The organism is Streptomyces sp. NPDC001194, from assembly GCF_042896985.1.
In the GTDB taxonomy this organism is placed as follows: domain Bacteria; phylum Actinomycetota; class Actinomycetes; order Streptomycetales; family Streptomycetaceae; genus Streptomyces.
Genome location: NZ_JBIAXU010000024.1, coordinates 97,229 through 124,172, shown reverse-complemented (window position 1 = coordinate 124,172; position 26,944 = coordinate 97,229). Strand labels below are relative to the sequence as shown.

Genomic DNA, 26,944 nt, shown 5'->3' with positions numbered 1-26,944 from the left:
TCGCGAAGCGACGCGAACGAAGTGAGCGCCCTTGACGGCCCGGACCGACACGGAAGGACAGTGGACTGCCGGGAAACCCCCGGACTTCCCCTGACGCCGGCCGGCCGCAGCTCAGGCCCCGGTGACGCCGCCAAGGAACGCGGACCGGGCCGTGGGCGGCCGCGGGCTGCGGATCGTCGATGCCGTCGCCGCCGACTGGGGCGTCACCGACCGCATGATGGGGAAAACGGTCTGGGCGGAGCTCGGCCGACGGCGATGGCGCGGACGGCGCGGACGAGCCGGGAAGGCGATCGGCTGCGTGAGCGAGAGCTTCCTCATCGACACCAGCGCGCTCATCCGCTTCTACCGTCGGCAGGCGGCCCCCGCATGGGACGAGGTGGTCACCTCGGGAGTCGTGGGGCTGTGCGCACCGGTTCGTCAGGAGGTCGCCGTCAGGCTCGGGAAGTGGAAGGGGACTCCCAGGTGGTCGGCCAGGGCCGTGCCGGCGCGGGTGGCCACCGCGGCGGCCGTGCCCCGGTGGACGGTGGCCAGGTGGTGCCGGCCGGCCGGGGCGTCTGTGACGGCCAGCAGCTCCACGAACCAGCCGTGGACCGTGTCCCCGTCCCAGACGGCCTCGACGGCCACCACGCGTCCGGGGAACCCGGCGGCGCGGGCCGCCAGGGAGTCGAGGTCGACCGGGGAGTCGGGGGTGCGGGCCACCCGGTCGCCGAAGTGCGCGTAGCGGGCGCCGACCAGGTCCTGGGCCTCCCTGAGGCCGAGCCCCGAGACGCGCCCGGCCTCCCAGACCGCGCGGACCGCGTACATGTGGCGGTCCTGGAGGACGTATCCGTCGGCCTGTTCGCGGACGCCGGCCGGGATGCTCTCCCACCGGAAGCTCATGCGGAACCCTCCGGGACGAAGACGCTCACCCGGTAGGACGTCGGGTGGGTGAGGCGGCCGCAGAACTGGTCGATCCGCACGCACTCGGGGTCGACGCTGCGCTCGGCGTAGAGGCGGTGGATGTACTCCTTCAGCTCCGCCTGCACCTGCGTCGAGAACAGCGGTTCCCAGTGGCCGCGTACGGCCGCCGCCCGGCGGTGGGCACGTTCCCTGCTTCGCTTGCGCTTCTGCTGGCCCGGCATGTGGATCAGCCCCCTTTCGGGGGCCATCGTCGGGCCGGCCGCGCGCCCGCGTCGAACGAATTACAGGTACTGCGCGAAGTCGTCCAGGACGCGCAGGATTTCGGGCTCCTGCGCCGAGGGGAGCTGGAGGACGACCTCCTCGATGCCGAGGTCCGCGTAGTGGGAGAGCTTGCCCGGGCTCGGGTGGACCGCGTACGGGACCACCTGGAGGTTCTTCGGGTCGCGGCCCGCGGTCTCCCAGACCTGGCGCAGCACCGGCAGCGACTCGGTGAGGCCGCCCCCGCCGATGGGGAGCCAGCCGTCGGCGTGGTCGGCGATGGCCGCGAAGAGCTTCGGGCCGGCCGCGCCGCCGATCAGGGTGCGGGGGCCGTGCAGGAGGTCGCCGGGGCCGAGCTCGCGCGGCGCCAGGACCGGCTTGGGGTGGGCCTCGCTGGCCTGGACGGAGGAGAACTGGCCCACGTACGCGGTGGGTTCCGGGGCCCACAGGGCGCGCATCAGGGCCATCCGGTCCCGGACCAGCTCGCGGCGGGTGCGCCACTCGACGCCGTGGTCGGCGGCCTCCTCCACGTTCCAGCCGTAGCCGATCCCGAGGGTGAAGCGGCCGCCGGAGAGGTGGTCGAGCGTGGCGACCTGCTTCGCGAGGGCGATCGGGTCGTGCTGGGTGACGAGGGTGATGCCGGTGCCGAGGGTGAGCCGTCCGGTCACGGCGGCGGCCTGGCCGAGGGCGACGAAGGGGTCGAGGGTGCGCCCGTACATCTCGGGGAGGTCGCCGCCCATGGGCGCGGCGGTGTCGCGGCTGACGGGGATGTGCGTGTGCTCGGGGAGGTAGAGCCCGGCGAACCCGCGCTCCTCCAGAGCGCGGGCGAGGCGGACGGGGGAGAGGGTGTGGTCCGTCAGGAAGATGGTCGTGGCGATCCGCATGGCTGGGGCACCTCCGTGGCTCTTCGATGGAGGGCCACGCTAAGGCCTGCGCGTCGGATTGTTGAGGGGGCGTCAGCCCATGTCGGTGGGATAGCGGGCCTGCCAGCCGGAGGGGGAGACCTTCGGTCCGTGCAGGGAGGGGCCCTGGGTCATTTCGAGGGCGAAGTCGTCGGCGATTTCCAGGAGGGTGGCCCGGCCTTCGAGGTCGGCGAGCCAGGCGCCCGGGAGGGCGGTCTCGCCGTGCAGGGCGCCGAGCAGGGCTCCGCAGAGGGCGCCGGCCGAGGCGGAGTCCCCGCCGTGGTTGACGGCGAGGCGCAGGCCGTGCGGGATGTCCTCGGCGACGAGCGCGCAGTAGACGGCCACGGCGAGCGCGTTCTCGGCATCGTGGCTGCCGGTGCTGCCGGTGCTGCCGGTGCTGCCCGTACCACCGGTGCCGTCCGTGCCGTGTGTGGCGCCGAGGCCGCCGAGGCCGTCGCCCGAGGCGAGTGCGGCGACGGCTTTCGCCGACGGCGGGCCCTGCGTGACGGCCGCGAGCGCGCGCTGGAGGGCGTCGGTGACGGCTTGGTGGCCGGGGCGGGCGCCGAGCAGGCCGAGGGCGCGCTGGACCGCCGCGTCGAGGGAGTCGCCGCGGGTCAGGCCGTGGACGATGACGGCGAGGGCGCCGGCGGTGAGGTACGCGGCGGGGTGGCCGTGGCTCTGCGCCGCGCACTCGGTGGAGAGCTGGAGGACGAGCCCGGGCTCCCAGCCGACCAGCAGGCCGAAGGGTGCGGAGCGGGCGGCCGCGGCCGCGTTGCGGGCGGTCGGGTTCTTCGGCTGGTCGAGGGTGCCGAGGACGTCGTCGGCGAAGCCGGTGAGGCAGGCGCGGTCGGGGGCGCGGCGGGCGTAGAGCCACTCCTGCCGCGCGAGCCAGCCGATGTCCTTGCGGCGCTCGTCGGGGCCCCAGTCGTGCTGGGTGGCGGCCCAGCGCAGGTACGCGCGGTGGATGTCGGTGGGCGGGTGCCAGGCGCCGGTGTCGCGGCGTACGTGGGCGCGGATCAGCCCGTCGACGGTGAACAGGGTGAGCTGGGTGGCGGCGGTGACCGTGCCGCGGGGGCCGTGCGGGCCGGGGGCGGGCTCGGTCAGGCCCTGCGGGCCGTGGGCCTCGCGGCTGGAGTCGGGGGAGAGCCCGGCCGCGGGGGCGCCGAGGGCGTCGCCGACGGCGGAGCCGAGGAGCGTGCCGCGGACGCGGCTGCGGAAGTCCTGCTGTTCGGCCCGGCCCCAGAGCCCGGTGGTGACCCGGGTCCGCCCGCCCAGGGTTCCGCCGAGCGTTGCGCCGGGGGCGCGGCCGCCCGCGGTCTCGGGGCCGCGCCCGACCCGGGCCGCGATCCCGGCCGCGGCGGCGGCCCCGCCCGCGATGCGGACCGTACCGCCGGCATCGGCGCCGCTCCCTGCCGCGGGCCCGGCGCCGCCTCCGTGGCCGGGCCCGATTCCGCTCCCGGTCCCGCCCGCGGGCTCGTCCCGGCCCGCCGGCCGCGGGCCGGTGCCGGGACCCGCCGGTATGGAGTGCTTTTCGGTCGTCGTGTCGTCCATCGCGATCCCCCTGCCCCGCCCGGCATGCTCTGGCGCGCACTGTAATGGACACGTCTGATCGAATCCGGAACGAGGGCGTCCAGCAAGCCGTATGCGCGTGCAGAACGGCCGGAATTCGTATCACGATCCCTCGACGTCTCGTCCACATCCGGCCCGAAACGACCGGCAGATACCCAGGTGGCGCGCCTTGATCGACGGGTGGCACGTTTTGCCACTCGCCTTGGAGCCGGTCGGTTCAGGCCATGTCTCGTTCATGCAGAGTTCTCCGACGGCCAACAGCCTCGAGTACATGAAGAAGGCACTCCTCGCCGCGACCGCCGTCGCCTCCGCGCTCACCGCTTCCCTGGTCGCGGCCCCCGCCGCCACCGCCGCCTCGGCCTCCACGGGGTGGGACCTCCCCTGGACCGGGCACCACCACAGCCGCACCTCCATCCCCTTCACCGAAGCCACCGTCACCGCCGGCGCCGACGGCCGGTTCACGCTGGAGTGGAAGGCCCAGGGCGCCAAGCGGGTCGAGATCAAGGCGAACGGCAAGGTCGTCGCCAAGGGCGGCGCCCAGGGCACCGCCGTGGTGTCGGGGCTGCCCGCCGCCGACCGCCAGTGGTTCGACTTCGAGCCCGACCGCGGCGCGGGCCTGCACCTCGCCGACCGCCTCGTCAAGCTCGAAGGAGCGGTCAACTTCCGCGACGCGGGCGGCTACCGCACCACCACCGGCCAGTGGGTCAAGATGGGCGAGATCTACCGCTCCGACGCCCTCGACAAGCTGACCGCCGCCGACCTGGCCAAGCTCCAGCGGCTGCGCGTCAAGAACGTCTTCGACCTCCGCATGGAGAGCGAGCGCACCGCCGGCCCCGACAAGGTCCCGGCCGGCGCCGAGTACACCGTCGCCGACGTCTTCGCGGGCTCCGGCTCCTTCCAGGCCCTGCCCAAGTCCCCGGACGAGGCCGTCAAGGCCATGGTCGACGCCGAGAAGGCGATGGTCGGCGGCGAGGGCGGCAAGAAGGCGTACGGCCAGGTCTTCGAGGGCATGGAGCGCGACCGCGACCGCGCCGTCCTCTTCCACTGCACCGCCGGCAAGGACCGCACCGGCTGGGCGAACGCCTCCCTGCTGACCGCCCTCGGTGTGCCGGGCGACACCGTCATGGCCGACTACCTGGCCAGCAACGGCTACCGCAAGGCCGCCAACGAAGCGGTCCTCTCGCACCTGCCGGCCCCGCAGGCCGCCGTCTACAAGCCGATGCTCGACGTGCGCGCCGAATACCTCAACTCCGGCTACGACGAGGTGAAGGCGCGGTACGGCACCTTCGACCGCTACCTGAAGGACGGGCTCGGCATCGACGCCCGCGAGCTGAAGCAGCTCAAGAAGGACCTCCTCGTCGGCTGATCCCCGGCCGTCACCGCGAAGGGCCCGGCCGGGAGCGTTCCCCGGCCGGGCCCCTCGCGCGCGCTCTCAGTCCAGCACGGGCAGCAGTTCCGGCAGGTGCCCGTCCGAGGCGCGGGCCGCGTCCTGGCGCTCCTGCGGAACCTCCCCGTACAGCGTCGTACGGGCCTTCGCGGGCCGGCCCGCGGCCTCCGCGACCGCGACGAGGTCCCGTACGGACTTGTACGAGCCGTAACCCGACCCGGCCATGCGGGAGATGGTCTCCTCCATCAGCGTCCCGCCGAGGTCGTTGGCCCCCGAGCGCAGCATCTCGGCCGCGCCCTCCGCGCCCAGCTTCACCCAGCTCGTCTGGATGTTGGTGATGTGCGGGTGCAGCAGGATCCTGGCCATCGCCGTCACCGCGCGGTTGTCGCGGACCGTCGGACCGGGCCGGGCGATGCCCGCCAGGTACACCGGAGCGTTCGTGTGGATGAACGGCAGCGTCACGAACTCCGTGAAGCCGCCCGTCCGCTCCTGGATGCGGGCCAGCGTGCGGAAGTGCCCCAGCCAGTGCCGCGGCTGGTCCACGTGCCCGTACATCATGGTCGACGAGGAGCGGATCCCCAGCTCGTGCGCCGTCGTGATGACGTCGATCCAGTCCGCCGTCGGCAGCTTGCCCTTGGTCAGCACCCAGCGGACCTCGTCGTCCAGGATCTCCGCCGCCGTTCCCGGGATGGAGTCCAGCCCGGCCTCCTTGGCGGCCGTCAGCCACTCCCGTACGGACATGCCCGTCCGCGTGGCCCCGTTGACGACCTCCATCGGCGAGAACGCGTGCACGTGCATGCCCGGCACCCGCTTCTTCACCGCGCGCGCGATGTCGAAGTACGCGGTCCCCGGCAGGTCCGGGTGGATGCCGCCCTGCATGCACACCTCGACCGCGCCCACGTCCCAGGCCTGGGCCGCCCGGTCGGCGACCTGGTCCAGCGACAGCGTGTACGCGTCGGCGTCCGTGCGGCGCTGCGCGAAGGCGCAGAAGCGGCAGCCGGTGTAGCAGACGTTCGTGAAGTTGATGTTCCGCGTGACGATGTACGTGACCTCGTCGCCCACCACCGACTTGCGCAGGTCGTCCGCGATCCGGCACAGGGCGTCCAGCGCCGGCCCGTCCGCGTGCAGCAGGGCGAGGGCCTGCCCGTCCGTGAGCTTCGTCGGATCGTCGGCGGCCTGCGCGAGCGCCGCCCGTACGTCGGTGTCGATGCGCTCGGGGACCATGCCGGGGGCGGCCGCCTCGCGCAGCGCCTCCCAGTCCCCGTAGACGTGGTCGAAGTCCTCGCGCCGGTCTCCGGTGCGGCCCTCGGTGTCGATGGTGGCGTGCAGGTCGGTGCGCCCGTACGAGCCGAAACCCTCCTCCGGCTCCTGCCAGGGACGGCCGACGACCTCGGCGTCCGGGTTCGCCAGGCCCGTCCGCGGATCGGCCAGGGCCCGTACGTGCGGCAGCAGCCGCGGGTCCAGCCACGGCTCGCCGCGCTGCACGAACTCCGGGTACACGCAGAGCCGCTCGCGCAGCTCGAAGCCGGCCGCCGCGGACTGCTCGGCCAGTACGTCGATCTGCGGCCACGGCCGCTCGGGGTTCACGTGGTCGGGGGTCAGCGGCGAGACGCCGCCCCAGTCGTCGATGCCGGCGCCGATCAGGCGCGCGTACTCGCCGTCGACCAGGTTGGGCGGCGCCTGCAGGCAGCCGGAGGGGCCCATGATGTGCCGGGCGACGGCCACCGTGGCGACGAGGTCGTCCAGCTCGGCGTCGGGCATGCCGCGCATCGCCGTGTCCGGCTTGGCGCGGAAGTTCTGGATGATCAGCTCCTGCACGCCGTGGTACGAGCGCGCGACCCGGCGCAGCGCGAACAGCGACTCCGCGCGCTCCTCGTACGTCTCGCCGATGCCGATCAGCAGCCCGGAGGTGAAGGGCACGGAGGACCGTCCGGCGTCCTCCAGCACCCGCAGGCGTACGGCCGGCTCCTTGTCGGGGGAGCCGAAGTGCGGGCCGCCGGGCTCGGACCACAGGCGCGTGGCCGTGGTCTCCAGCATCATCCCCATCGAGGGGGCGACGGGCTTGAGACGCTGGAAGTCGGCCCACGACATCACACCGGGGTTCAGGTGGGGGAGGAGCCCGGTCTCCTCCAGGATCAGGATCGAGACGGCCCGCACGTAGGAGATCGTGTCGCTGTAGCCCGCCGCCTCCAGCCACTCGCGGGCCTCGGGCCAGCGCTCCTCGGGTTTGTCCCCGAGGGTGATGAGCGCTTCCTTGCAGCCGAGCGCGGCGCCCCGGCGGGCGATGTCGAGCACCTCGTCGGGGGACATGAACATCCCGTGGCCGGCCCGGCGGAGCTTGCCCGGGACGGTCGCGAAGGTGCAGTAGTGGCATTTGTCGCGGCACAGGCGGGTCAGCGGGATGAAGACGCTCTTCGAGTACGTGATGACGCCGGGCCGCCCGGCGGCCGCGAGCCCGGCGTCGCGGACCCGGGCGGCGGAGGCGGCGAGGTCTTCGAGGTCCGCGCCGCGTGCCTGGAGGAGTACGGCCGCCTCGGTCGCGTCGAGCGCGACGCCGTCGCGGGCCCGCCGGAGCGCCCTGCGCATCGCGTTGTCGGTCGGAGTCATGCGGTGAGCATACGATCCGACGCCGGGCCGCCGAGGAGGCTCGGATCCGTCATCTCATCAGCTCACCGGCGTTGACCAGCAGGGACTGGCCGGTTATCGCCCGTGCCCGGTCGGAGGCGAGGAACACCGCGGCGTCGGCGACGTCCCCGTCGGTGGCCAGGTCGGGCAGCGCCATCCGGTCGGTCAGCCGCTGGTGCACCTCGGCCTCGGGTACCCCTTCGGTGTGCGCCGTGAAGGTGACGAACGCCTGCACGGGCGGTCCCCACATCCATCCGGGCAGCACCGTGTTGACCCGGATCCGGTGCGGGCCGAGCTCGCGGGCCATCGAGTACATGGCCGAGGTCAGGGCCCCCTTGGAGGCGGCGTAGGCGGCCTGCTGCACCTCGTTGGGCGCGGCGACGGCGGACTGCGTGCCGATGATGACGACGGATCCGCCGCGCTCCTTGAGCCCGGGCAGGCAGGCCCGGGTCATCCGCAGCGTGCCCAGCAGGTTCACGTCGAGGATCTGCTGCCAGGTGCCGAAGTCGGCGTCTTCGAGCCCCCCGAAGTACGAATCCCAGGCGGCGACGTGCACGACGGCGTCGATCCCGCCGAACCGCTCCCGCGCGAGGGCGGCGAGGGACGCGCACCGGCCCTCGTCGCCGATGTCGGTGGGCAGGTACGCGGTGTGCCGGCCGTCGGGGTCGATCTCGGCGGCGGACTTGGCGAGATTGGCCTCGGTCCGCGCCCCGAGCACGGCGTTCCCGCCGTCCCGTACGACGGCGGCGGCGACCTGGTGACCCAGCCCGGCCCCGACGCCGGAGACGATGACGGTCTTCCCTTGCAGCAGCATGCGCGTGCCTCCCGGCGCCGAGCCCTGTACTTGACGGTGCGTCAGATTACGGGCGGGGCGCCGAGGAGGGAAGGGGGCGGATCCCCGCCGGATCTCGAAGCGTGCCGGCGGCATCCACCCGTCGCGGAGCGGAACGTGACGCGAGGACTCGTCATCTGACGCCACATCAGCTAGACCCTTGGGCATGACGACACACGAGCACCGCGAGGACACCCGGGCAGGGGAGTACGCCGACCTGGCGGCCGTGGGCCCGTACGGGGTCCGCCCCGGCCACGCCCTGATCACCATGGTGGAGCCGCACCCGGGCCACGAGTACGCGTACAACCGCTGGTACGAGGACGACCACTACTACGCCGGCGCCATGGCCATGCCCTGGATGTACGCGGGCCGACGCTGGGTCGCGACCCGTGAGCTCCAGCAGCTGCGCTACCCGGAGAAGTCGGCCGTGGCCCAGCCCGTCACCGCCGGGTGCTACATCTCCACCTACTGGGTCACCGAGGGCCGCTACGACGAGCACATGAAGTGGACCGTCGGCATCAACAAGCGGCTGAACCGGGACGGCCGCGTCTACCAGGACCGCACCCACGTCTTCACGGCCTTCCAGGACCACGAGGCCACGGTCTACCGCGACGGGGCCGCGGGCCCCCGGGACTTCCACGCCCTCGACCACCCGTACGCCGGCCTGGTCCTCCAGGTCGTCGACGCCGACGGCCCCGAGCAGCGGGCGGAGCTGCTGGAGTGGCTGCGCTCGCGCGCCCTGCCCGAGCGGCTGCACGGCTCGCCCGCGGCGATGGTCACGGTCTTCCGGCCGACCCCGCTGCCCGGTGACCGGATGACGTACGTCAAGCAGGTGGAGGGGGTCGACACACGGCTGACGCTGCTGTGGTTCCTGGAGGCCGATCCGCGCACCTGCTGGGACCGGTTCCAGGGCCTGGACGCCGAGGTGGCGGAGGCGGGGCTGGGGCGGGTGGAGCTGGTGGCGCCCTTCATCCCGACGGTGCCGGGGACGGACCGGTACGTGGGGGAGCTCCGGTAGGCGGGTCCGGATCCGGACATGGCCGAGCCCCCTCGGCCGGGACGGCGGGCCAGTCGAGAGGGCTTCAGGCAGTGGTGCGGGTAATGCGGTCGTTGCGCGTGGTGCAGAGGAGGGATCGGCGGGGCCGTACGCCGTGACGTTCAGACGAGGCGTCCCAGCCGGCCCTCGGTGACGTCGGCGACGAACGAGGTCCAGGAACCCGGCGCGAAGGTGAGGGACGGACCGTCCTGAACCTTCGAGTCGCGGACCGCGATGGCCTCCACGACGGGGGACTTGACCTCGACGCAAGCACCGTTTCCGCCGGAGTAGGAGGACTTGATCCAGTTGTCCGTGGCGCCCTGACGAATAGCCATGTTTCTCTCCGGTTCAGCGAGTCGTGCCAGTGGGGTGTCGGCCATTTCGCTTCCCTGACCGACGTGATCGACGCTACCGGCACCTCTCGACAGGTGAAGGGGTCATTCACCCGACCGAGTGGCATATTCCATTCAGGACTTCTGTGGCCGGGGAGTGACGGTGTACCGTGCCGACCCCCCTCGCCACCTGCCCGGTTTTCTCCCTTTTTACCTGCTTCCCGGTACGGGTTCCGGCTTCCCCGCTCCTACTTCGCGCCGCCCGCGTACTGGCCGATGATCTCGGCGATGAACTGACGCGTCTGCTCCACGTTGAGGGCCTGCGCGCGCAGGTGCTCGTACATCACGCTGTACTTCTGGACGTCGTTGGCCTTCTCCAGGTACAGATCGCTCGTCACGCCCTCGATGTAGACCACGGTCGAGTCCGATGCGTCCGGGAACTCGAGGATCGCGTACTGGCCGTTCACGCCCGGATGGGCGCCCATCGAGAACGGCATCACCTGCACGGTGATGTACGGCTGCTCGGACTGCTCTATCAAGTACTCGAGCTGTTTGATCATCAGTTGCGGGTCGCCGACGTGGCGGCGGAGTGCGGCTTCGTCGATGACCGCCCACAGCCGCAACGGCCCGACGTCAGGATTGTTGTTGTCCGTTTCGGAGAGCCGTTTCTGCCGGTGCATGCGCACTTGTACGCGCTTCTCGACATCGGCCGGAGCGGTCTCGGGCAGCGCGCCGCGGATGAGGGCCTGGGCGTACTCCGGGGTCTGGAGCAGGCCGGGCACCATCTGGGGTTCGTAGGTGCGCAGGCTGGCCGCATCGGTCTCGAGGCCGATGTACACGCTGTACGGGATGTCGCCGAAGGCGTGCCACCAGCCCTGCTGGCGGGAGTCCTTGGCCATCTGCATGAGGGAGTCGACGAGCCGGCGGTCCTCGACCTCGTACACGTCGCACAGGTCACGGACGTCGCGCTGGCTGATGGAACGGCGGCCGTTCTCCAGCCTGCTGATCTTCGACTGGGAGACGAGCAGGCGTTCGGCGACCTGCTCGGCCGTCATGCCCTTGTCCTCGCGGAGCTTGCGCAACTCCATGCCCAGTCGGCGGCGTCGGACGGTGGGATTGACATTGGACGCCACGTGGACGGCACCTCCGCCTTCTTCTGTTCTGTCTCTCTGCGTGTCTGATGGTGAGCAGACTGCCACCGAAGGGCGGGGCGGCGCCGGAGAACGGCCCGGAAATGCGGACGCGCGGGACGGCGGGGCCGGCGGACCGGCCCCGCCGTCCCGCGCGCTGGCGGCTCCCGAACCGGGTCATCGGGGACGCCGGTTGCGGCGATGGCGGTTCGGTGGAGCGGTGAATCGGTAAAGCCGTGGATCCGAAATTCCTTCGGTCCGGTGGTTCTTGCGGATCCGATCAGTGCGCGGCCACACCGGCGCGAGCCATCGCGCCCGTCCGGCGAGCCTGCAGCGGAACACCGTTCGCCGTGGCCCGGGCGGGCGGCGGGGCCGCCGGTGCGCGGTCGCGGCGCGGCTGCGCAGCCACACCGTTCTGGACGTCCATGACGGCGTGCGCCACGAGACCGCCCATCGGGTCGTGCCGGATCAGATCCCGCAGCCGGGACCTGGACGACCGCCCCTCGTTGCCGGGGTACAGGTGCTTGCCGAGTCCGACCGCGTGGGCCAGTGCGGCGAGCGCCGCGGTCCGCGGGTCCGGCGGTACACCGGTGCGGATCGCACTGTCGAGCCGGGCACGGATCTCCCGGCTGATCGCCGTGTCGGTCGCCTGGTAGCGAGTCGTCGGCAGCACTCCGCACATCTGGCCCGCGACGGCATGCACCATGCCGCAACGCTCCAGATGAGCGAGGTAAATCTGGCGGAGCCCCAGCCGGGGTCCACCGATCCAGTGGACGGCCCGTACCGGGCTGCCGCGCCTGCGCAGCAGTTCCAGTGCGGAGTCCAGAGTCGGATCTCCTGTCGGCCGTGGCATCACCACGGCGATACGATCCCCGTCAGGGGCTATCCGTCCTGCCAGAGCCAGCTCTACTAGCTGTGCCCCGGCCAGGCCGAGGTCGAGCGACTGCGGCTGCGCCGTGGTACCCGTGGTCGGGTCCAAAGCGAGCAGCAGAAGCTCCTCCGGAATTGTTCTGCGGCTCCTGCCCATCCATGCCTCCCCGCGTGGATGAGTGACAGGGTGACGCCTCTCACATTCATCTGTCGAGAGCGCGTGGTCGCTTTGTGGGGGAACTGGCAAGTATGTCGTTCTCGTCTAGCACGGGGGCGATGCCCCCTAGACGGGACACTGTTAGACATTCGGACAGCCGAACGTGGTGGCGATCGAGGAGGAACTGGTGGCGGGCGAGTCCCCCGACAAGTCGGTTGATGAAGGAGCGCCGGGGGCGGCGATGTCCTCCGCGGAGCGTGACCCGAGGCTGTCGGTGTTCCGGCCGCGGGAACCCGAGTCCGGGACCTCCGCCGCCGCTTCCGGCGAGGACCGGGATCCGCTGCGCGACGCGGTGGCGGCGTGGGTGGCCACGACCGAAGACGAGACCGAAGCCGAAGCCGAAGCCGAGTCCGGGACCGAAGCCGAGACCGAGCCCGAGGCGGCGGCAGAGGCCGAGCCCGAGGGCGAAGCCGGTGCCGGGTCCTCCGGACGGGTGGATGCGGCCGCGGATTCGGCCAAGGCGGGTACGGGCGCTCCGGCTCCGGATTCGGCCAAGGCGGGTACGGACGCCCCGGCCGAGGCCCCGGTCGCGGCTCCGGCCAAGGACCCGGCCAAGGACCCGGCCAAGGCGCCGGCCAAGGCCCCCGCCGTCGCCCCGGAGCCGGAGCCGGCTCCGGCAGTCGCCGAGGGCGACGCGGACGCCGCCGCCGAGGCTGCGCCCGAACCGTCGGCGCACGACAGCGAGCGCACCGCGGTCTTCCGGGCCGTGCGCCCGGAGAGCCGTAAGGATGCCCCGGCGCCCGCCACCGCGAAGTCAGCCGACGCCGAGCGGACCCGCGCGGCGGATTCCGATTCCGCCCCCTCCGACACCTCGACCGCGGGTTCCGACACCGCTCAGGCTGCCGCCGACGCCCCGTCCGGCAAGCCGGCTCCGGCTTCCGGCGGCAAGCCGTCCGGAGCCGCTCGACCTGATTCCGGTTCGGCATCCGCCACGGACAGGCCGACCGCTGCCGAGACCGCGGCCAAGCCGTCTGCGGAGAACGGTGAGCGCACCGCCGTCTTCCGCACCGTGAAGCCGGGTACGACCCCCGCGGCCAAGTCTGCGGATTCCGGTTCGGCTTCCGCTCCGGAGCGGCCGGCTGCCGCGAAGCCGTCTGCGGACGACAGCGAGCGCACCGCCGTGTTCCGCACGGTGAAGCCGGGTTCGGTCCCCGCGGGCAAGCCTGCGGATCCCGCGGCCAAGTCTGCGGATTCCGGTTCGGCTTCCGCTCCGGAAAAGCCGGCTCCCGCGAAGCCGTCGTCGGAGGACAGCGAGCGCACCGCCGTGTTCCGTGCGCCGAAGGTGGATTCCGCGGCCGGTGGCGCGGGCAAGGGCTCCGACGAGGCCGCGGACAGCGAGCGCACCGCGGTGTTCCGGGCCGTGAAGCCGGATGCCAAGGCCTCAGCCCCGGCCGCGGAGAAGCCCGCGGCCTCCCGGCCCGTGCCGCCGAAGGCGGTCGGCGGGGAGCGGGCCAGCACGTTCGTACCGCTGCGCAAGGACGACGCCCCGGCCCCGGCCCCGGCGAAGCCCGCGCCCGCGCCCGCGGGATCCGCCCCGGCTCCGGCGAAGCCCGCGGCAGCGACGCCGGCCCCCGTACCCGTACCCGAGCGGAGCGAGCGGACCACTCAGCAGCCGCTGCCGCCCAAGCCGCCGCTCGACATGCTCGCGGACCTCACCAACAACCCGCCTCCGCCGCCGAGCCCGATCCGCACGGCCGTCCGGCGGTTCAAGATCTACGCCCCGCTCGTCGCGCTCCTCGCGATCATCCTGGCCGTCGTCCAGCTCGTGCGCCCGATGCCCGAGCCGAAGCTCACGATGACCGCGAAGTCCTCGTACACCTTCGACGGCGGCAACCCGGTCCTGCCCTGGCCGAAGGAGGGCCAGGGCTACATGGCCGCCGCGGGCCTCGGCACCGTCGGCAGTTTCGGCGAGCAGAAGCCGGTCGCCATCGGCAGTGTCGCGAAGACCATGACGGCGTACGTGATCCTGAAGAACCACCCCCTCAAGAAGGGGGAGAAGGGGCCGCTGATCGACATCGACAAGACGGCGGTCGACGACGGCGCCAAGAGCTCCGAGGGCGAGTCCACGGTCGGCACGCTCAAGGCGGGCGACAAGATCAACGAGTACGACGCCCTCGCCGCGATCATGATCCCTTCGGCCAACAACGTCGCGCGGCTGCTCGCGCGCTGGGACTCCGGCGGCGACCAGGAGGCGTTCGTCAAGAAGATGAACGACGCCGCCAAGGAACTCGGCATGACCAACACGACGTACACCGACCCCTCGGGTCTGGACGCGACGACGGTCAGCACCGCCGAGGACCAGGTCAAGCTCGGTCTCAAGGTCGTGGAGATGCCGGAGCTGGTCGCGATCACCAAGCTGCCGGAATGGACCGACCAGTACGGCAAGAAGTGGCGCAACTACAACACCCTCATCCCGGGCAACGGCGCGCTCGGCATCAAGACCGGCTCCACCACCAAGGCCGGAGGCAACCTGCTCTTCGCCGCCGAGAAGCAGGTCGGCAACACCAAGCAGCTGATCGTCGGCGCGGTGCTCGGCCAGTACGGCGTCCCGATCCTCGACACGGCGATCGCGGCGAGCAAGCAGGTCATGCTGGCCACGCAGAAGATGCTGGTGAACGCGCCCGTCGTGAAGAAGGGCGATGTCGTCGGGTACGTGGACGACGGTCTCGGCGGCCACACCCCGGTCGTCGCCACCGCCGACGTGGAGGCGGTCGGCTGGCCGTCGCTCACGGTCAACCTCAAGCTCGCCGCCGGGGACGGCAAGCTGCCCCAGACCGCGAAGGCCGGCACCGAGATCGGCGTCCTGACCGTCGGTGAAGGGGCCAGCCAGGTGAAGGTGCCGGTGGCGCTGCAGAGCGACCTCGCCGCGCCGGGCATCGGCAGCAAACTGACCCGTGTCGGCTGATCGCCCCCGCGATACCGCGTGATTCCGGCGCCCCGGGCAACCCCGGGGCGCCGCCGCGCGTCTAGCGACCGGGGAACGGTACGCAGAAGTTCGATCGATGCTCCGGTGAACCCGGGGAGTCCGGGCCATCCGGGGAGTAGTGCAGTGACCACCGCTGAGCAGCAGAGCCAGGGCGACCGGAGTGCACCGGCGGCCGCCGGCGGATCCGGTGCGTCCGGCGTCGGTGACCTGCCGGAAGCCGCGCCCGGCGGCATAGGGGCCACCTCGGCCGCCACGGCCACCCCGGCCCATCCGGCCGCTACGGCAACCCCGGGTCCTCCGGCCACTCCGGCCACCTCGGCCGCTGCGGCCACCCCGGGCCTCCGGGCCGCCACCGCCGCCCCCGGTGCCCTCTCCCCGGTCTCCCGCTCCCTCGGCTTCCTCCGCCGCCACCCCGTGCTCGTCGCCACCGCGGTGGCCGCCCTCCTGCACGTCATCTGGTTCTTCAGCTTCGCCAACAGCGGCGGCGACCTCGCCGCCCAGGACGCCTGGGCCGAGTTCGTCGGCCGCCATCCCGACTCGGCGTACAACCTCGCCTGGTACGGCGGCATGCACCCGGTGTCGTACAGCGTGGTGTCCCCGTATGTGATGTACATGATCGGCGTGCGGACCACGATGATGGTCGCCGGTACGGTCTCGGCCGGGCTGCTCGCGCTGATCCTGACCCGCTGCCGGGGCCGCGTCCGCGAGCCGCTGTGGCCGGCCCTGGCCGGGGTGTACGGGCTGCTCTGCAACGCCCTGTCCGGCCGGGTCACCTTCGGGCTCGGCGCGATGTTCGCGCTCGCCGCCGTCGCCGCCGTCTTCTGCTGGCCCCGCAAGTGGGCGGAGCGGCGCTGGGCCAAGGCGGCCGTGGCGGCCCCGCTGGCCGGGCTCGCCACCGCCTCCAGCCCGGTCGCCGGGCTCTTCCTCGGGGTGATCGCGGCCGCGCTGTTCCTGAGCCGGCGGCGCCCGGGGGCGTACGCCCTGGGCCTGGCCCCGGTGGCGGTCGTCGGGCTGTCGGCCTGGCTGTTCCCGTTCTCCGGGACGCAGCCGATGAAGCTGGGCTCGGCCGCGCCGCCGTTCCTCTTCGGGCTGGCGATCCTGTTCCTCGTGCCGAAGCGCTGGAAGACGGTCCGGATCGCTTCCGCCGTCTACGCCTTCGGGGTGCTGCTGACCTGGGCGATCGACTCGCAGGTCGGCTCGAACGTCACCCGGCTGGTCATGCTGTTCGGCGGGGCCGTGCTGCTCGCGGCCCTCCCGTACGCGGTTCCGCGCAGCCGGCACTGGTACGCGGTGCTGCTCGCCTTCGTCGGCGTCAACGTCTGGATCACCGCCAACAGCATCACGGACATCGTCCGGACCACCCCGGTGGCCGCCTGGAACCGGGAGCTGGCCCCGCTGGTCGACCAGCTGAAGAAGGCGGGTGCCGAGCGCGGCCGGGTCGAGGTGGTCCCGGCCAGCAGCCATCGGGAGTCCTCCGCCTTCCCCGCGTACGTGAACCTCGCGCGCGGCTGGAACCGGCAGGCGGACCTGGAGCGGAACCCGCTCTTCTACGACGACACCCTTACGGCGGCGAGCTACCGGGAGTGGCTGGACCGCTGGGCCGTGCACTACGTGGTGCTGCCGGCCGACAAACCCGATTCGGGCGGTGAGGACGAGGCGAAGCTGGTGAGCGAGGGGCTCCCGTACCTCCGGCAGGTGTGGGGCGACCGGAACTGGCGGCTGTTCGAGGTCGACCGGCCGACGGACCTGGTGTCCGGACCGGCGACGGTGGTGCGGGCGGGCGCGGACCAGCTGGTCGTGGACGTGAAGGCGGCCGGGCGGGTGCTCGTACGGATTCCGCACTCGCCGTGGCTGGGGCTGGTGGACGGGGCCGGCAAGCCGGTGCCGCCGCCGCAGGAGACGTTCGCGTCGAAGGCGCGCGGCGGGGGCGGCTCGGGCACGCTGGCGAAGGAGTACGCGAACACGGCGGGGTGCCTGTTCAAGGCGGCCCCGGACACGGCGGGCGACGTGTGGACGGAGCTGCTGGCGCCGGGGCCCGGGGTGTACCGGGTGGCGGCGAAGTACCAGCTTCCGCGGGGGACGCCGTGCCCGGAGGAACTGACCCGGTGGCTGGCGGGACCGCTGGAGCGGCCGGCTCCGCCGCGCCCTTGATCGGGAGTTTTTACGGTCGGTCCGGGTGCGTTGCGCCGCATATCTGCATACCATCCCAATAGTCCGATTGGGTGCTTCCCGAGGGAGTTGACGACGGGATGAGCAAAGAGCAGCAGAGGCAGGATTTCCGTGAGGCCTTCCGGGCCCAGGAGCCGGATCGGCCGCCGCGCCCGGCAGGCCACGGCTTCGACGGTCTCGTGCGGAGCAAGGTCAAAGGCGGAGCGCACACGAAGGCGGCCCTGAAGCGGGCCGGCACCCCTCAGGGTGACCGCATCGGCGAGCGCAGCAGAGGCCTGAGCTGATCCCGAGATCCAAGCGCACGCGTCTCGCCGAAGGCCCTCCCGGCACCGGCCGGGAGGGCCTTCGTCTGCCGTCGTACGCGCTCACCAGGGGCTTCGGTCCTTCACGGGGTCGCGCGCCAGCATCCGGGCAATCGTTACATTGTCGATGTATCACCAGGACATGGCCCTCGTAGTGTCGCTTCCGTCGCCAGGCCGCACGCCCCACCGCACGGGGTGGACGGCCGGACCGAGACCCGCGGGCGACTCCCATCCGAGGGGAACACCATGCCCGGCAGCCTCATGCCCCGCACGCGCCGCGTGATCGTGACGACGGCCCTGACGCTGTCCGTCACGGGCGCCCTGTCCGCCTGCGGTGCCGGCGGGGGCGGCTGGTCCGGCGGCGCCGAGCTCCCGCCGGACCCCAAGGTCGGCAACGCGTCGGCGGCGGCCCCCGCGGCCGACACGACGACGGCCCTCCCCCCGTCGAAGCCGACCGGCATGAAGATCGACGCGGCGGGCGTGGACGCGAAGAGGATGGTCGACCTCACGGTGGACGCCGCCACCGGCGAGCTCGGCGTCCCCGACGTCGACACGGCCGCGGACGACCCCGGCTGGTGGACCGGGGGAGCGACCCCGGGCGAGCGGGGCGTCTCCGTCCTCGTCGCCCACTTCGACACCAGGCACGGCCCGGCGCTGATGAAGGACGTCAAGAGGATCGGGCTCGGCGACCTGATCGAGGTCCCGCGCGAGGACGGCAGGACCGCCAGGTTCAGGATCCGCGAGATCGAGGACGTCGACAAGAAGGACTTCCCGACCGAGAAGGTCTACGGCGAGACCCCGCGCCCCGAACTCCGCCTGCTCACCTGCGGCGGCGGGATCAAGGACGGCCACCGCACCAACAACGTCATCTTCTACGCCGACCTGGTCGCCTGACCCGCCCCACACGAAAGGGCACCCACCGGTTTCGGTGGGTGCCCTTTCCGCTGTGCCCTCGGCAGGATTCGAACCTGCGACACCGGCTTTAGGAGAGCCGTGCTCTATCCCCTGAGCTACGAAGGCGTGACCGCTGACAGCCTAGCGGATCGTGCTGGGCGTGGTCGCATGGATTGCCGCAGGCGCGGGTCCGAGGCGAGGTCATGGTCGCGACCGGGACGGGCTCGAAGGTGCGGGTCCCGTCGTCGAGGCGGATGCTTTGGGCGATGCGGCCTTGGCCGCACCCGAGTTCGTGACCGCTTCGGCACGACGTCTGGAACTGCTGTACGGGGATGGCTGCTTCGTCCTCGCACGCGCCTCCGGGTACGTGGGCGAAGCCGAGGATGGCGCGTGCCCCGGTGGCCGTTCCATCCCGACGGGTCGTCACGGCGGCCGTCGGCGTCCGCGTAGTTGATCTTTGCTTGCTCTTTGAGCTCTCCGCAGTTGTGAACGATCAGGCGCGGTCAGGGTCAAATGGCCGCGAGGAGCCGGGTGAGCGCCGTCTGCCTCTGGATCTGCTACGGAGTCATCCCGCTGGGCTCACTGTTCGGCGGCACCCTCGCGACGGCAGCCGGGCTCGAGCCGACGCTGTGGGTGTGCGTGACCGGCATGTGGAGCGCCGCGCTGTTCGTGGTGTTCTCGTCCGCCACTGCCCACACTCCGTGACGTGCCCGGCTCCCCGATGACCGGGGGAATTCGGCCTGATTCGGTTTGAGGCCGGACGCCCCGGTCCATGGGACACCCATGGAATTCCTTCGCCCCGCCGGCTGGGAGGAGGCGCTCGCCGCCAAGGCCGAGCACCCCACCGCCGTGCCCATCGCCGGCGGCACCGACGTGATGGTCGAGATCAACTTCGACCACCGTCGGCCGGATTACCTCCTGGACCTGAACCGCATCGGCCTGCTGCGGGAATGGGAGATCGGCGAGGACGTCGTACGGCTGGGCGCGTCCGTCCCGTACACGCAGATCATGGAGCACCTGCGGGCGCGGCTCCCGGGCCTGGCCCTCGCCTCGCACACCGTCGCCTCCCCGCAGATCCGCAACCGCGGCAGCGTCGGCGGCAACCTCGGCACGGCGTCCCCGGCCGGTGACGCGCACCCGGCGCTGCTCGCCGCCGGCGCGCAGGTCGAGGTGGAGTCCGTACGGGGCTCGCGGCTGATCCCGATCGACGCGTTCTACACCGGGGTCAAGCGCAACGCCCTCGCCCCCGACGAGCTGATCAAGACCGTGCACGTCCGCGTGGCCGACGGACCCCAGCAGTTCTCCAAGGTCGGCACCCGCAACGCCATGGTCATCGCCGTCTGCGCCTTCGGCCTGGCCCTGCACCCGCGGACCCGCAGCGTACGTACGGGCATCGGCTCGGCGGCGCCCACGCCGGTCCGGGCGAAGACGGCCGAGGAGTTCCTGGCCGCCGCCCTCGACGAGGGCGGTTTCTGGGAATCCCGCAAGGTCGTCACCCCGTCGATCGCCAAGCAGTTCGGGGACCTCGCGGCCGCCGCCTGCAATCCCATCGACGACGTCCGCGGCACCGCCGCGTACCGCCGCCACGCCGTCGGCATCCTGGCCCGCCGCCAGCTCCTGTGGACCTGGGAGGAATACCGCTCCGGCGCGGCCGCGTCACCGCGGTCCCCGGCCCGGTGACCCTCAGACGCCCATCGGGGTGTGCAGCTCCACGACGACCTCCACCTCGACCGGCGCGTCCAGCGGCAGCACCGCCACGCCCACCGCGCTGCGCACGTGGATGCCCGCGTCGCCGAAGGCGGTGCCGAACAGCTCGCTGGCCCCGTTGACCACGCCCGGCTGGCCGGTGAACCGCGGATCGCTCGCGACGAAGCCGACCACCTTGACCACCCGTTTGACGGCCGACAGGTCGCCGGCCACCGAGGCGATCGCGGCGAGCGCGTTCAGCGCGCACTGCCGGGCCAGCCCCTTGGCCTCCTCCTCCGAGACCTCGGCCCCGACCTTCCCGGTCAGGGGCAGCGCGCCGTCGATCATCGGGAGCTGGCCGGAGGTGTACACGTGGTGCCCGTTGACCAGGGCCGGCACGTACGCGCCCAGCGGGGCGAGGGTCTTCGGGAGCGTGAACCCGGCCGCGGCGAGCCGCTCCTCGGGGGTACCGGTCGTCATCCTGTCTCTCTCCTCGGTCTCGTGATCTCGTTGGCCGGCGTCTCGGTGGCTCGGCGTCTCGGTCGCCCGGCGTCTCGGCGTCTCGGCGTCTCCGTCGCCCGGCGGCTCTCGGCGGCGCTTTCCGTCTTCCGGCCCCTCCCGGCCGCGCGGTCTCAGGGGCGGGTGATCCGGACCTGGAAGCTCCCGTCGCGCAGCTCGCCCACCACCGAGATGCTGATGCCGGCCTGGTCGTCGGTGAAGGTCTCGCCCGGCCGGAACGGCGCGTCCGACAGCTCCCCGTGCACGTTGGGCCGCCGGGTGCAGCCGCCGCTGCCGATCGCGCTGTCGGAGACGGTGACGGGCCCGCGCCCGGTGTCCACCTGGGAGTCCACCTTGTAGATCAGTACTCCGGGCTTGCAGACGGCCTCGTCGTTCCCGGCCCGGGTGCGCACCTCCACCGCGTACCCGGCGGTCTCCGACAGCGGTACGAAGGCCAGCTTCGTGCCGCCCTCGACGGCCAGCGGGGTCAGGGTGTGGTCGCTGACGCCGGATTTCGCGGCGCAGCTGATCTGCGAGCTGTCCAGCCAGCCCAGCTTCCACTTGTGCCAGCCCAGCAGGTCGTTGTTGGCTCCCCAGTCCTCGCTCATGATGTCCCAGTGCCCGACGGTGCCCCCGCCGTCGGCGGTGTAGAGGTCGGGCAGCCCGAAGACGTGCCCGTTCTCGTGCGGGAGCACCCGGTAGCCGGTCTCCCGGTACGTGCCCGAGCCGTCGTCCTGGCGGCTGTAGACGAAGGACGTGTTCGCGAGCGGTACGCCGTCGGCCATCGGGGCCTCGGCGTTGCCGGAGAAGGTCACCGAGAGCACGGTGTCCAGGGCGGACGGTCCGGCGTTCGGCGTGACGAGGACGTTGACCAGGTCGTAGCGGCTGAAGTCCACCTCGGCGTCGGCGGCCTTCGCGATGTGCTCGACGAGCTGGCGGTAGCCGGGCTCGTACGCGGATCCGCGCTCGATCCCGTACGCGGCGAACGGCATCGGCATCCGCAGCCATGTCCTTATCGGCGCCTCGGCCCGGTACGTGAGCCGGCCGTAGGAGCTGGTGCGGAACCAGTCGGAGGTCTGGGGGAAGAACTCCGCCATGCGGTCCAGCGCGGTGCCCTCGCCCTTGGCGTCCGGGAAGTCGATCATCAGGTTCAGCGCGCGGATCTCGCCGGTCGAGCGGGAGTACCCGGGCGGGGTCGGCAGTCCCTCGGACATCTGGACGCCCATCGCGCCGGTGATCCGGCAGGGTGCCAGCGCCGACTCGGCGCTCGTGGCCACGGGCCCGGCCGCGGAGTGGCTGCGGCCGGATATCCCGGTGCTGGCGGTGGCGGTGATCCCGAGGGCCAGCACGGTGAGGCCGATGTACGCGCCGGCGCGGCGTGGTCTGCGTATCCGGTGGCGGGTCTGCGGCATGGAGATCGCCTTCGGGTCCGCGGCAGCCGGCCGGGCCCGGACTGCGCTCTGTGCGATCACCCTCCGTCGGCTGCGGCGCGCCCGCGCGCCGGGTGCGTCCGAACGGGAATCGGGATGTGAGCCAGGTCACACAAGAGAGTGAAATAACCGGGGACCCAATCCCCGTTTGTACGTGAGTCCCGCAAAGCGGGGACCGACTCCCCGTTTGGGGGGCGGGTACGAGACCCAGGCCCAGGGAGGCCTCGCATGAACCGCCTCACCACCCCGGCGGCGGCCCCGTCCGCCCCGGCGGAGGCCGTGGACCTGTCGGCGGATCCGTCCGCGGACCCGGCGCAGCCGTCGGCCGCGGCTGCCGCCCCGGTCCCGCGGCCGCGCGCGGACGCCGTGCGCAACCGCGAGCGGATCCTGGTGGCGGCGCGCGAGGTGCTGGTGGAGCAGGGCTCGGGGGCGCCCTTCGACGAGATCGCCCGCCGGGCGGGCGTCGGCAACGCGACCCTCTACCGGCACTTCCCCGACCGGGCGGCCCTCGTCCACCACGTCGTGCTCTTCGTGATGGACCGGGTGACCGTCCGGGCCGAGGACTCCCTCGCCGACGAGCCCGACGCCTTCGCCGCGCTGTGCCGCTTCACGCACGCCGCGGCGGACGAGCGGATCGGTGCCCTGTGCCCCATGCTCGCCGGGGACTTCGACGGCGAGCACCCCGAACTCATCGCGGCCCGCGAGGCCTTGGCGGCAGCCGTCGAGACCCTCGTGGCCGCGGGCCAGGAAGCCGGGCTGGTCCGCACGGACATCGGCGTCGGCGACCTGATGGTCGCCCTCTCCCAGCTCAGCCGGCCGCTGCCGGGCATCTCGTGCATGGCGGTCGACGGATTCGTCCACCGTCATCTCCAGCTGTTCCTGGACGGTTTGCGGGCGCCGGCCCGCTCCGAACTGCCGGGCGAGGCGGCCACGCTCGAGGACCTCAGGCAGAAAACCATGTGACGCCCCGGGTCGCGCCCGCTAGCGTCGTAAACCCGTCTCAAACAGCTTTAAAGATCATATTTCAGTCATTCCGCACAGTAAGTGGGTACTCCCATGTCGAAAACAGCCGCGCCCGCGCCGCTGGCTGCCGATCCCAGTCGCTGGAAGGCACTCGTCTTCATAGCCCTGGCCCAGCTGATGGTCGTCCTCGACGCGACGATCGTGAACATCGCCCTCCCGTCCGCCCAGACCGACCTCGGCATCTCCGACGGCAACCGCCAGTGGGTCATCACCGCGTACGCCCTGGCCTTCGGCGGACTTCTGCTCTTCGGCGGCCGCATCGCCGACAAGTGGGGCCGCAAGAACGCCTTCATCGTCGGCCTCATCGGCTTCGCCCTGGCCTCCGCGCTCGGCGGCGCCGCCAACGGCGAGGCGATGATGCTGGGCGCCCGCGCCCTCCAGGGCGCCTTCGGCGCACTGCTGGCCCCGGCCGCACTCTCCCTGCTGGCCGTCATGTTCACCGACGCCAAGGAGCGCGCCAAGGCCTTCGGCATCTACGGTGCGATCGCCGGCGGCGGCGGCGCCGTCGGCCTGATCCTCGGCGGCTTCCTCACCGAGTACCTGAACTGGCGCTGGACCTTCTTCGTCAACATCCCGTTCGCGATCATCGCGGCCGTGGGTGCGTGGATGATCATTCGTGAGCCCGCCGGCGGCCGCAACCGCGCGCCGCTCGACATCCCCGGCGTGATCCTGTCGACCACCGGCCTCGTCGCGCTGGTCTACGGCTTCACCCGCGCCGAGTCGGCCGGCTGGTCGGACACCGTCACCGTGGCGATGTTCGTCGCCTCGGCGGTGCTGCTCGCCGCCTTCGTGTTCGTCGAGTCCCGCGTGAAGTCCCCGCTGCTGCCGCTGCGCGTCCTGCTGGAGCGCAACCGCGGCGGTGTCTACCTCTCGCTCGGCCTGGCCGTCATCGCGATGTTCGGCCTGTTCCTCTTCCTCACCTACTACCTGCAGGTCGTGAAGGGCTTCTCGCCCGTCAAGACCGGCTTCGCCTTCCTGCCGATGATCGCGGGCATGATCACGGGCTCCACCCAGATCGGCGCCCGCCTGATGACCCGGGTCCCGCCCCGGCTGCTGATGGGCCCGGGCTTCCTGCTCGCCGCCACCGGCATGCTGCTGCTGACCCAGCTCGAGGTCGGGTCCTCGTACCCGGCGCTGATCCTGCCGGCGCAGCTGCTCCTGGGCCTGGGCATGGGCACGGCCTTCATGCCGGCCATGTCGCTGGCCACGCACGGGGTGAACCCGGCCGACGCCGGTGTCGCCTCCGCCATGGTCAACACCTCGCAGCAGGTGGGCGGGGCCATCGGCACCGCGCTGCTGAACACGATCGCCGCCTCGGCGACGACCGCGTACCTGACCGACCACGCGGCGGCGGTCGCCGCGGGCGGCCCGGCGGCGAAGCTGGTGCAGGCGCAGGCGATGGTGGAGGGCTACTCCTCCGCCATCTGGTGGGCGGTCGGCATCCTCGTCGCCAGCTCGGCCATCGCCCTGACGCTGATCAACACGGGCCGGCCGGGTGCCGGCGGTCCGGTCGCCTCCGGTGACGGGGCGGGTGCGGACGCCGAGGTGAAGATCCCGGTGATCGCCCACTGACGCGCCTGGGGGGACCCCCGGAATGACTGATGACCCCCGTGTCGTTCGAAATTGAACGACACGGGGGTCAGTCGTGTGCGGGTTCGGATGGGAATGGGTTGGTTGTCCGGGCAACCGGAAACGGGCGGGGGTCGTCTTCAAGGGTGGAGTGTGCAGCTGCGGCGCATGGTCGCGAAGTGTGACGGCGGTCACGTGAGCACGGCGGCGGGGCAGGATACTGCAAGATCTCCAAAAAGAGGGACCGGCGTGGGAATTCTGTCCCGATTCCAGTCGTTGTTTCCTTCGGAAGCGGGCACTCGGGAGAGTGTCCAGGGACGCGGAGCCGCGTCCCAGCAGCCGCACCGCGACCTAACTCATTGCAAGGGAGCACGCATGGCAACCCGCGCCGTCGCCCGTCGTCAGTCCAGGAGCAGCGCGCGCGCTGTGGGCGGGGAGATCGCCGACCGCGACCTGGTGGGCATGTACCTGGACGAGATCGCGCGTACCCCGCTGCTCGACGCGGCCAAGGAAGTGGAGCTCTCGCAGATCATCGAGGCGGGCGTGTACGCCCGGCAGATCCTCGACGGCGAGACGGAGCGCGAGGGCGAGACCCCGGCCCGCGAGGAGCTCGAAGCGCTGGCCGCCGAGGGGGAGCGGGCCAAGGAGATCTTCATCCGCTCCAACCTGCGCCTCGTCGTCGCCGTGGCCCGCCGCTACCCGCGCAGCGGCCTGCCCCTGCTCGACCTGATCCAGGAGGGCAACGCCGGCCTGGTGCGCGCCGTCGAGAAGTTCGACTACGCCAAGGGCTTCAAGTTCTCCACGTACGCCACGTGGTGGATCCGCCAGGCCATCACCCGCTCCATCGCCGACCAGTCCCGCACCATCCGCCTCCCCGTCCACCTGGTCGAGGAGCTCGGCCGGATCCGCCGCGTCCAGCGCGAGTTCAACCGCGAGAACGGCCGGGACCCGGAGCACGCCGAGATCGCCGCCGAGCTCGACTCGACGGAGAAGCGCGTGGGTGACGTACTGGACTGGGCGCGCGACCCGGTCAGCCTGAACATGTCCGTGGACGACGAGGGCGAGACGCAGTTCGGCGACCTCCTGGAGGACACCTCCGCGATCTCCCCGGAGCAGTCCGTCCTGTCCCTCCTGCGCAGCGAGGAGCTGGAGGACCTGCTGGGCAAGCTGGACCAGCGCACGGCCTCGATCATCAAGATGCGGTACGGCATCGACGACGGCCGCGAGCGGACCCTGACCGAGGTCGGCAAGCAGCACGGCCTGACCCGCGAGCGGATCCGCCAGATCGAGAAGCACGCCCTGCTGGAGCTGAAGCGGATGGCCCGCGACACGGGCTTCGACGCGGTGGCCTGACCCGCCCCGACCGCCCCCCGAACGAGCCCCCGGTGCCTACCCCCCAGGCGCCGGGGGCTCCCCCTCGCCCGCGCTCACCCCTGCGGGGGCACGGCCGCGGTGAGCCGGGCCGCCAGCGCGCGGGCCGCCTCGGCCAGGAAGTCCGGGGTGTGCACCGTGAAGGGCGCCGCGGTCAGCGCCAGCCGGGCCGCGACCCACTCCGGGGAGTCCCCGCTGGAGAACCGGACCCGGCACCCGGCGCCCACCGGCTCGGCATGCTGGCGCAGCCACCCCGGCAGCACCTCGGCCGGGGCCGCGAACGACACGTCCACCGCGTACGTCTCCCCGCCCCGCAGCCCGCGCCGGACGAACTCCGCCGCGTCCATCGGCAGCTCCCGCGGCGCGAAGCGGGCACCCGTCGCGAACGGCTCCGCCACCCGGTCCACCCGGAAGGTCCGCCAGTCCTCCCGGTCCACGTCGTACGCCACCAGGTACCAGCGGTTCCCCGTGCTCACCAGCCGGTACGGCTCCACCAGCCGCCGGGAGTCCGCCCCGTCCCGCGCCCGGTACGCGAACCGCAGCCGCTCGGGCCCCGCCACCGCCGCCGCGATCGTCGTCAGCGTGCGCGGGTCGATGCTGGGCCCGTCCCCGCGGGTCACCGCGATCGTGGCCGACTGCAGGGCGCCCACCCTTCGCCGCAGCCGCCCCGGCAGGACCTGTTCCAGCTTCGCGAGGGCCCGTACGGACGCCTCCTCGACCCCCTCGATCGCGTGCCCGGCGCCCGCCCGCAGCCCCACCGCGATCGCCACCGCCTCCTCGTCGTCCAGCAGCAGGGGAGGCATCGCGGCCCCGGCGACCAGCCGGTACCCGCCCTCCGCACCCAGCGAGGCCTCCACCGGGTACCCCAGCTCCCGCAGCCGCTCGATGTCGCGGCGGATCGTGCGCGGGCTCACCCGCAGCCGCTCCGCGAGCTCGCTCCCGGGCCATTCGCGGGGTGTCTGGAGCAGGGAGAGCAGCGTCAGCAGCCGTGCCGGGGTGTCGGTCATACGATCCACAT

At 72.3% G+C, this 26,944-nt stretch carries 22 protein-coding genes and 1 tRNA gene; 10 read left to right on the top strand and 13 right to left on the bottom strand.

What is annotated here, in order from left to right; all coding sequences use genetic code 11:
• Positions 1-417: 417 nt before the first annotated feature.
• The 4 genes from ACFY1T_RS32650 to ACFY1T_RS32635 all read right to left on the bottom strand — a co-directional run bounded on the left by ACFY1T_RS32650 (position 418) and on the right by ACFY1T_RS32635 (position 3,611).
• Positions 418-879 carry a hypothetical protein gene (locus ACFY1T_RS32650; protein ID WP_390791397.1) on the bottom strand — a complete coding sequence of 154 codons (462 nt, stop codon included), beginning with the start codon at positions 877-879 and terminating at the stop codon, positions 418-420.
• The gene (locus ACFY1T_RS32645) at positions 876-1,121 is read right to left on the bottom strand and encodes a hypothetical protein (protein WP_390791396.1); all 246 of its coding nucleotides are present in this window, start codon (positions 1,119-1,121) and stop codon (positions 876-878) included. Before ACFY1T_RS32645 ends, ACFY1T_RS32650 begins: the two co-directional genes overlap by 4 nt.
• Before the next feature lie 60 nt (positions 1,122-1,181).
• Positions 1,182-2,042 carry a TIGR03619 family F420-dependent LLM class oxidoreductase gene (locus ACFY1T_RS32640; RefSeq protein ID WP_390791395.1) on the bottom strand — a complete coding sequence of 287 codons (861 nt, stop codon included), beginning with the start codon at positions 2,040-2,042 and terminating at the stop codon, positions 1,182-1,184.
• Positions 2,043-2,114: 72 nt separating this feature from the next.
• The gene (locus ACFY1T_RS32635) at positions 2,115-3,611 is read right to left on the bottom strand and encodes an ADP-ribosylglycohydrolase family protein (protein ID WP_390791394.1); all 1,497 of its coding nucleotides are present in this window, start codon (positions 3,609-3,611) and stop codon (positions 2,115-2,117) included.
• 289 nt (positions 3,612-3,900) lie between these two features.
• Between ACFY1T_RS32635 and ACFY1T_RS32630 the strand changes: the two genes are divergently transcribed.
• Positions 3,901-4,995, top strand: coding sequence for a tyrosine-protein phosphatase (locus ACFY1T_RS32630; RefSeq protein WP_390791393.1), 1,095 nt, complete (start codon positions 3,901-3,903; stop codon positions 4,993-4,995).
• A 66-nt stretch (positions 4,996-5,061) separates the two neighbouring features.
• On the opposite strand, the gene ACFY1T_RS32625 is transcribed toward ACFY1T_RS32630, so the two are convergent.
• Complete coding sequence (locus tag ACFY1T_RS32625; protein WP_390791392.1) at positions 5,062-7,623, bottom strand: bifunctional FO biosynthesis protein CofGH; 2,562 nt, start codon at positions 7,621-7,623, stop codon at positions 5,062-5,064.
• A 49-nt stretch (positions 7,624-7,672) separates the two neighbouring features.
• On the bottom strand, positions 7,673-8,455 hold the full coding sequence (locus ACFY1T_RS32620) for an SDR family oxidoreductase (RefSeq protein WP_390791391.1): 783 nt from the start codon (positions 8,453-8,455) through the stop codon (positions 7,673-7,675).
• A 184-nt stretch (positions 8,456-8,639) separates the two neighbouring features.
• Between ACFY1T_RS32620 and ACFY1T_RS32615 the strand changes: the two genes are divergently transcribed.
• A complete protein-coding gene (locus ACFY1T_RS32615; RefSeq protein WP_390791390.1) occupies positions 8,640-9,491 on the top strand; it encodes a hypothetical protein in 852 nt (283 codons plus the stop codon).
• 140 nt (positions 9,492-9,631) lie between these two features.
• Here the strand turns inward: ACFY1T_RS32615 and ACFY1T_RS32610 are convergent, their stop codons facing one another.
• The 3 genes from ACFY1T_RS32610 to ACFY1T_RS32600 form a co-directional block, all read right to left on the bottom strand.
• Entirely contained in the window at positions 9,632-9,844 is a 213-nt protein-coding gene (locus tag ACFY1T_RS32610) for a DUF397 domain-containing protein (RefSeq protein WP_030156708.1), read from the bottom strand.
• A gap of 245 nt (positions 9,845-10,089) precedes the next feature.
• Positions 10,090-10,974, bottom strand: a complete 885-nt coding sequence (locus tag ACFY1T_RS32605; protein ID WP_390791389.1) for a helix-turn-helix domain-containing protein — start codon at positions 10,972-10,974, stop codon at positions 10,090-10,092.
• A gap of 277 nt (positions 10,975-11,251) precedes the next feature.
• Positions 11,252-11,998 (bottom strand): GPP34 family phosphoprotein, encoded by a 747-nt coding sequence (locus ACFY1T_RS32600; protein WP_030865569.1) that lies wholly within the window; start codon positions 11,996-11,998, stop codon positions 11,252-11,254.
• Positions 11,999-12,161: 163 nt separating this feature from the next.
• Here ACFY1T_RS32600 and ACFY1T_RS32595 point away from each other — a divergent pair, with 163 nt between their 5' ends.
• The 3 genes from ACFY1T_RS32595 to ACFY1T_RS32585 all read left to right on the top strand — a co-directional run bounded on the left by ACFY1T_RS32595 (position 12,162) and on the right by ACFY1T_RS32585 (position 18,349).
• Positions 12,162-14,963 carry a hypothetical protein gene (locus ACFY1T_RS32595; RefSeq protein WP_390791388.1) on the top strand — a complete coding sequence of 934 codons (2,802 nt, stop codon included), beginning with the start codon at positions 12,162-12,164 and terminating at the stop codon, positions 14,961-14,963.
• Between the two features lie 144 nt (positions 14,964-15,107).
• Positions 15,108-17,135 (top strand): MFS transporter, encoded by a 2,028-nt coding sequence (locus ACFY1T_RS32590; RefSeq protein ID WP_390791387.1) that lies wholly within the window; start codon positions 15,108-15,110, stop codon positions 17,133-17,135.
• A gap of 566 nt (positions 17,136-17,701) precedes the next feature.
• Complete coding sequence (locus ACFY1T_RS32585; protein WP_390791386.1) at positions 17,702-18,349, top strand: sortase domain-bontaining protein; 648 nt, start codon at positions 17,702-17,704, stop codon at positions 18,347-18,349.
• A gap of 53 nt (positions 18,350-18,402) precedes the next feature.
• On the opposite strand, the gene ACFY1T_RS32580 is transcribed toward ACFY1T_RS32585, so the two are convergent.
• Positions 18,403-18,475, bottom strand: a tRNA-Arg gene (locus ACFY1T_RS32580).
• Between the two features lie 405 nt (positions 18,476-18,880).
• Here ACFY1T_RS32580 and ACFY1T_RS32575 point away from each other — a divergent pair.
• Entirely contained in the window at positions 18,881-19,054 is a 174-nt protein-coding gene (locus tag ACFY1T_RS32575; RefSeq protein ID WP_390791385.1) for a hypothetical protein, read from the top strand.
• Between the two features lie 78 nt (positions 19,055-19,132).
• Complete coding sequence (locus tag ACFY1T_RS32570; protein WP_390791384.1) at positions 19,133-20,029, top strand: FAD binding domain-containing protein; 897 nt, start codon at positions 19,133-19,135, stop codon at positions 20,027-20,029.
• A gap of 3 nt (positions 20,030-20,032) precedes the next feature.
• On the opposite strand, the gene ACFY1T_RS32565 is transcribed toward ACFY1T_RS32570, so the two are convergent.
• The gene (locus tag ACFY1T_RS32565) at positions 20,033-20,515 is read right to left on the bottom strand and encodes a RidA family protein (protein ID WP_384717040.1); all 483 of its coding nucleotides are present in this window, start codon (positions 20,513-20,515) and stop codon (positions 20,033-20,035) included.
• A gap of 152 nt (positions 20,516-20,667) precedes the next feature.
• Positions 20,668-21,945 carry a M6 family metalloprotease domain-containing protein gene (locus ACFY1T_RS32560; protein ID WP_390791383.1) on the bottom strand — a complete coding sequence of 426 codons (1,278 nt, stop codon included), beginning with the start codon at positions 21,943-21,945 and terminating at the stop codon, positions 20,668-20,670.
• A gap of 246 nt (positions 21,946-22,191) precedes the next feature.
• Here ACFY1T_RS32560 and ACFY1T_RS32555 point away from each other — a divergent pair, with 246 nt between their 5' ends.
• From ACFY1T_RS32555 to ACFY1T_RS32545, 3 genes are all read left to right on the top strand, one after another.
• Positions 22,192-22,926 carry a TetR/AcrR family transcriptional regulator gene (locus ACFY1T_RS32555; protein ID WP_390791382.1) on the top strand — a complete coding sequence of 245 codons (735 nt, stop codon included), beginning with the start codon at positions 22,192-22,194 and terminating at the stop codon, positions 22,924-22,926.
• A 93-nt stretch (positions 22,927-23,019) separates the two neighbouring features.
• The gene (locus ACFY1T_RS32550; RefSeq protein WP_390791381.1) at positions 23,020-24,558 is read left to right on the top strand and encodes an MFS transporter; all 1,539 of its coding nucleotides are present in this window, start codon (positions 23,020-23,022) and stop codon (positions 24,556-24,558) included.
• A 372-nt stretch (positions 24,559-24,930) separates the two neighbouring features.
• On the top strand, positions 24,931-25,908 hold the full coding sequence (locus ACFY1T_RS32545; RefSeq protein ID WP_030865601.1) for an RNA polymerase sigma factor RpoD/SigA: 978 nt from the start codon (positions 24,931-24,933) through the stop codon (positions 25,906-25,908).
• A gap of 74 nt (positions 25,909-25,982) precedes the next feature.
• On the opposite strand, the gene ACFY1T_RS32540 is transcribed toward ACFY1T_RS32545, so the two are convergent.
• Positions 25,983-26,933 (bottom strand): YafY family protein, encoded by a 951-nt coding sequence (locus ACFY1T_RS32540; RefSeq protein WP_030865602.1) that lies wholly within the window; start codon positions 26,931-26,933, stop codon positions 25,983-25,985.
• Positions 26,934-26,944 lie beyond the last annotated feature (11 nt).

Bases quoted from the DNA above. Each gene is read 5' to 3' on its own strand.
- ACFY1T_RS32650 (WP_390791397.1), bottom strand. From the start codon at position 879: ATGAGCTTCCGGTGGGAGAGCATCCCGGCCGGCGTCCGCGAACAGGCC.
- ACFY1T_RS32645 (WP_390791396.1), bottom strand. From the start codon at position 1,121: ATGCCGGGCCAGCAGAAGCGCAAGCGAAGCAGGGAACGTGCCCACCGC.
- ACFY1T_RS32640 (WP_390791395.1), bottom strand. From the start codon at position 2,042: ATGCGGATCGCCACGACCATCTTCCTGACGGACCACACCCTCTCCCCC.
- ACFY1T_RS32635 (WP_390791394.1), bottom strand. From the start codon at position 3,611: ATGGACGACACGACGACCGAAAAGCACTCCATACCGGCGGGTCCCGGC.
- ACFY1T_RS32630 (WP_390791393.1), top strand. From the start codon at position 3,901: ATGAAGAAGGCACTCCTCGCCGCGACCGCCGTCGCCTCCGCGCTCACC.
- ACFY1T_RS32625 (WP_390791392.1), bottom strand. From the start codon at position 7,623: ATGACTCCGACCGACAACGCGATGCGCAGGGCGCTCCGGCGGGCCCGC.
- ACFY1T_RS32620 (WP_390791391.1), bottom strand. From the start codon at position 8,455: ATGCTGCTGCAAGGGAAGACCGTCATCGTCTCCGGCGTCGGGGCCGGG.
- ACFY1T_RS32615 (WP_390791390.1), top strand. From the start codon at position 8,640: ATGACGACACACGAGCACCGCGAGGACACCCGGGCAGGGGAGTACGCC.
- ACFY1T_RS32610 (WP_030156708.1), bottom strand. From the start codon at position 9,844: ATGGCTATTCGTCAGGGCGCCACGGACAACTGGATCAAGTCCTCCTAC.
- ACFY1T_RS32600 (WP_030865569.1), bottom strand. From the start codon at position 11,998: ATGGGCAGGAGCCGCAGAACAATTCCGGAGGAGCTTCTGCTGCTCGCT.
- ACFY1T_RS32585 (WP_390791386.1), top strand. From the start codon at position 17,702: ATGCCCGGCAGCCTCATGCCCCGCACGCGCCGCGTGATCGTGACGACG.
- ACFY1T_RS32570 (WP_390791384.1), top strand. From the start codon at position 19,133: ATGGAATTCCTTCGCCCCGCCGGCTGGGAGGAGGCGCTCGCCGCCAAG.
- ACFY1T_RS32565 (WP_384717040.1), bottom strand. From the start codon at position 20,515: ATGACGACCGGTACCCCCGAGGAGCGGCTCGCCGCGGCCGGGTTCACG.
- ACFY1T_RS32560 (WP_390791383.1), bottom strand. From the start codon at position 21,945: ATGCCGCAGACCCGCCACCGGATACGCAGACCACGCCGCGCCGGCGCG.
- ACFY1T_RS32555 (WP_390791382.1), top strand. From the start codon at position 22,192: ATGAACCGCCTCACCACCCCGGCGGCGGCCCCGTCCGCCCCGGCGGAG.
- ACFY1T_RS32550 (WP_390791381.1), top strand. From the start codon at position 23,020: ATGTCGAAAACAGCCGCGCCCGCGCCGCTGGCTGCCGATCCCAGTCGC.
- ACFY1T_RS32545 (WP_030865601.1), top strand. From the start codon at position 24,931: ATGGCAACCCGCGCCGTCGCCCGTCGTCAGTCCAGGAGCAGCGCGCGC.
- ACFY1T_RS32540 (WP_030865602.1), bottom strand. From the start codon at position 26,933: ATGACCGACACCCCGGCACGGCTGCTGACGCTGCTCTCCCTGCTCCAG.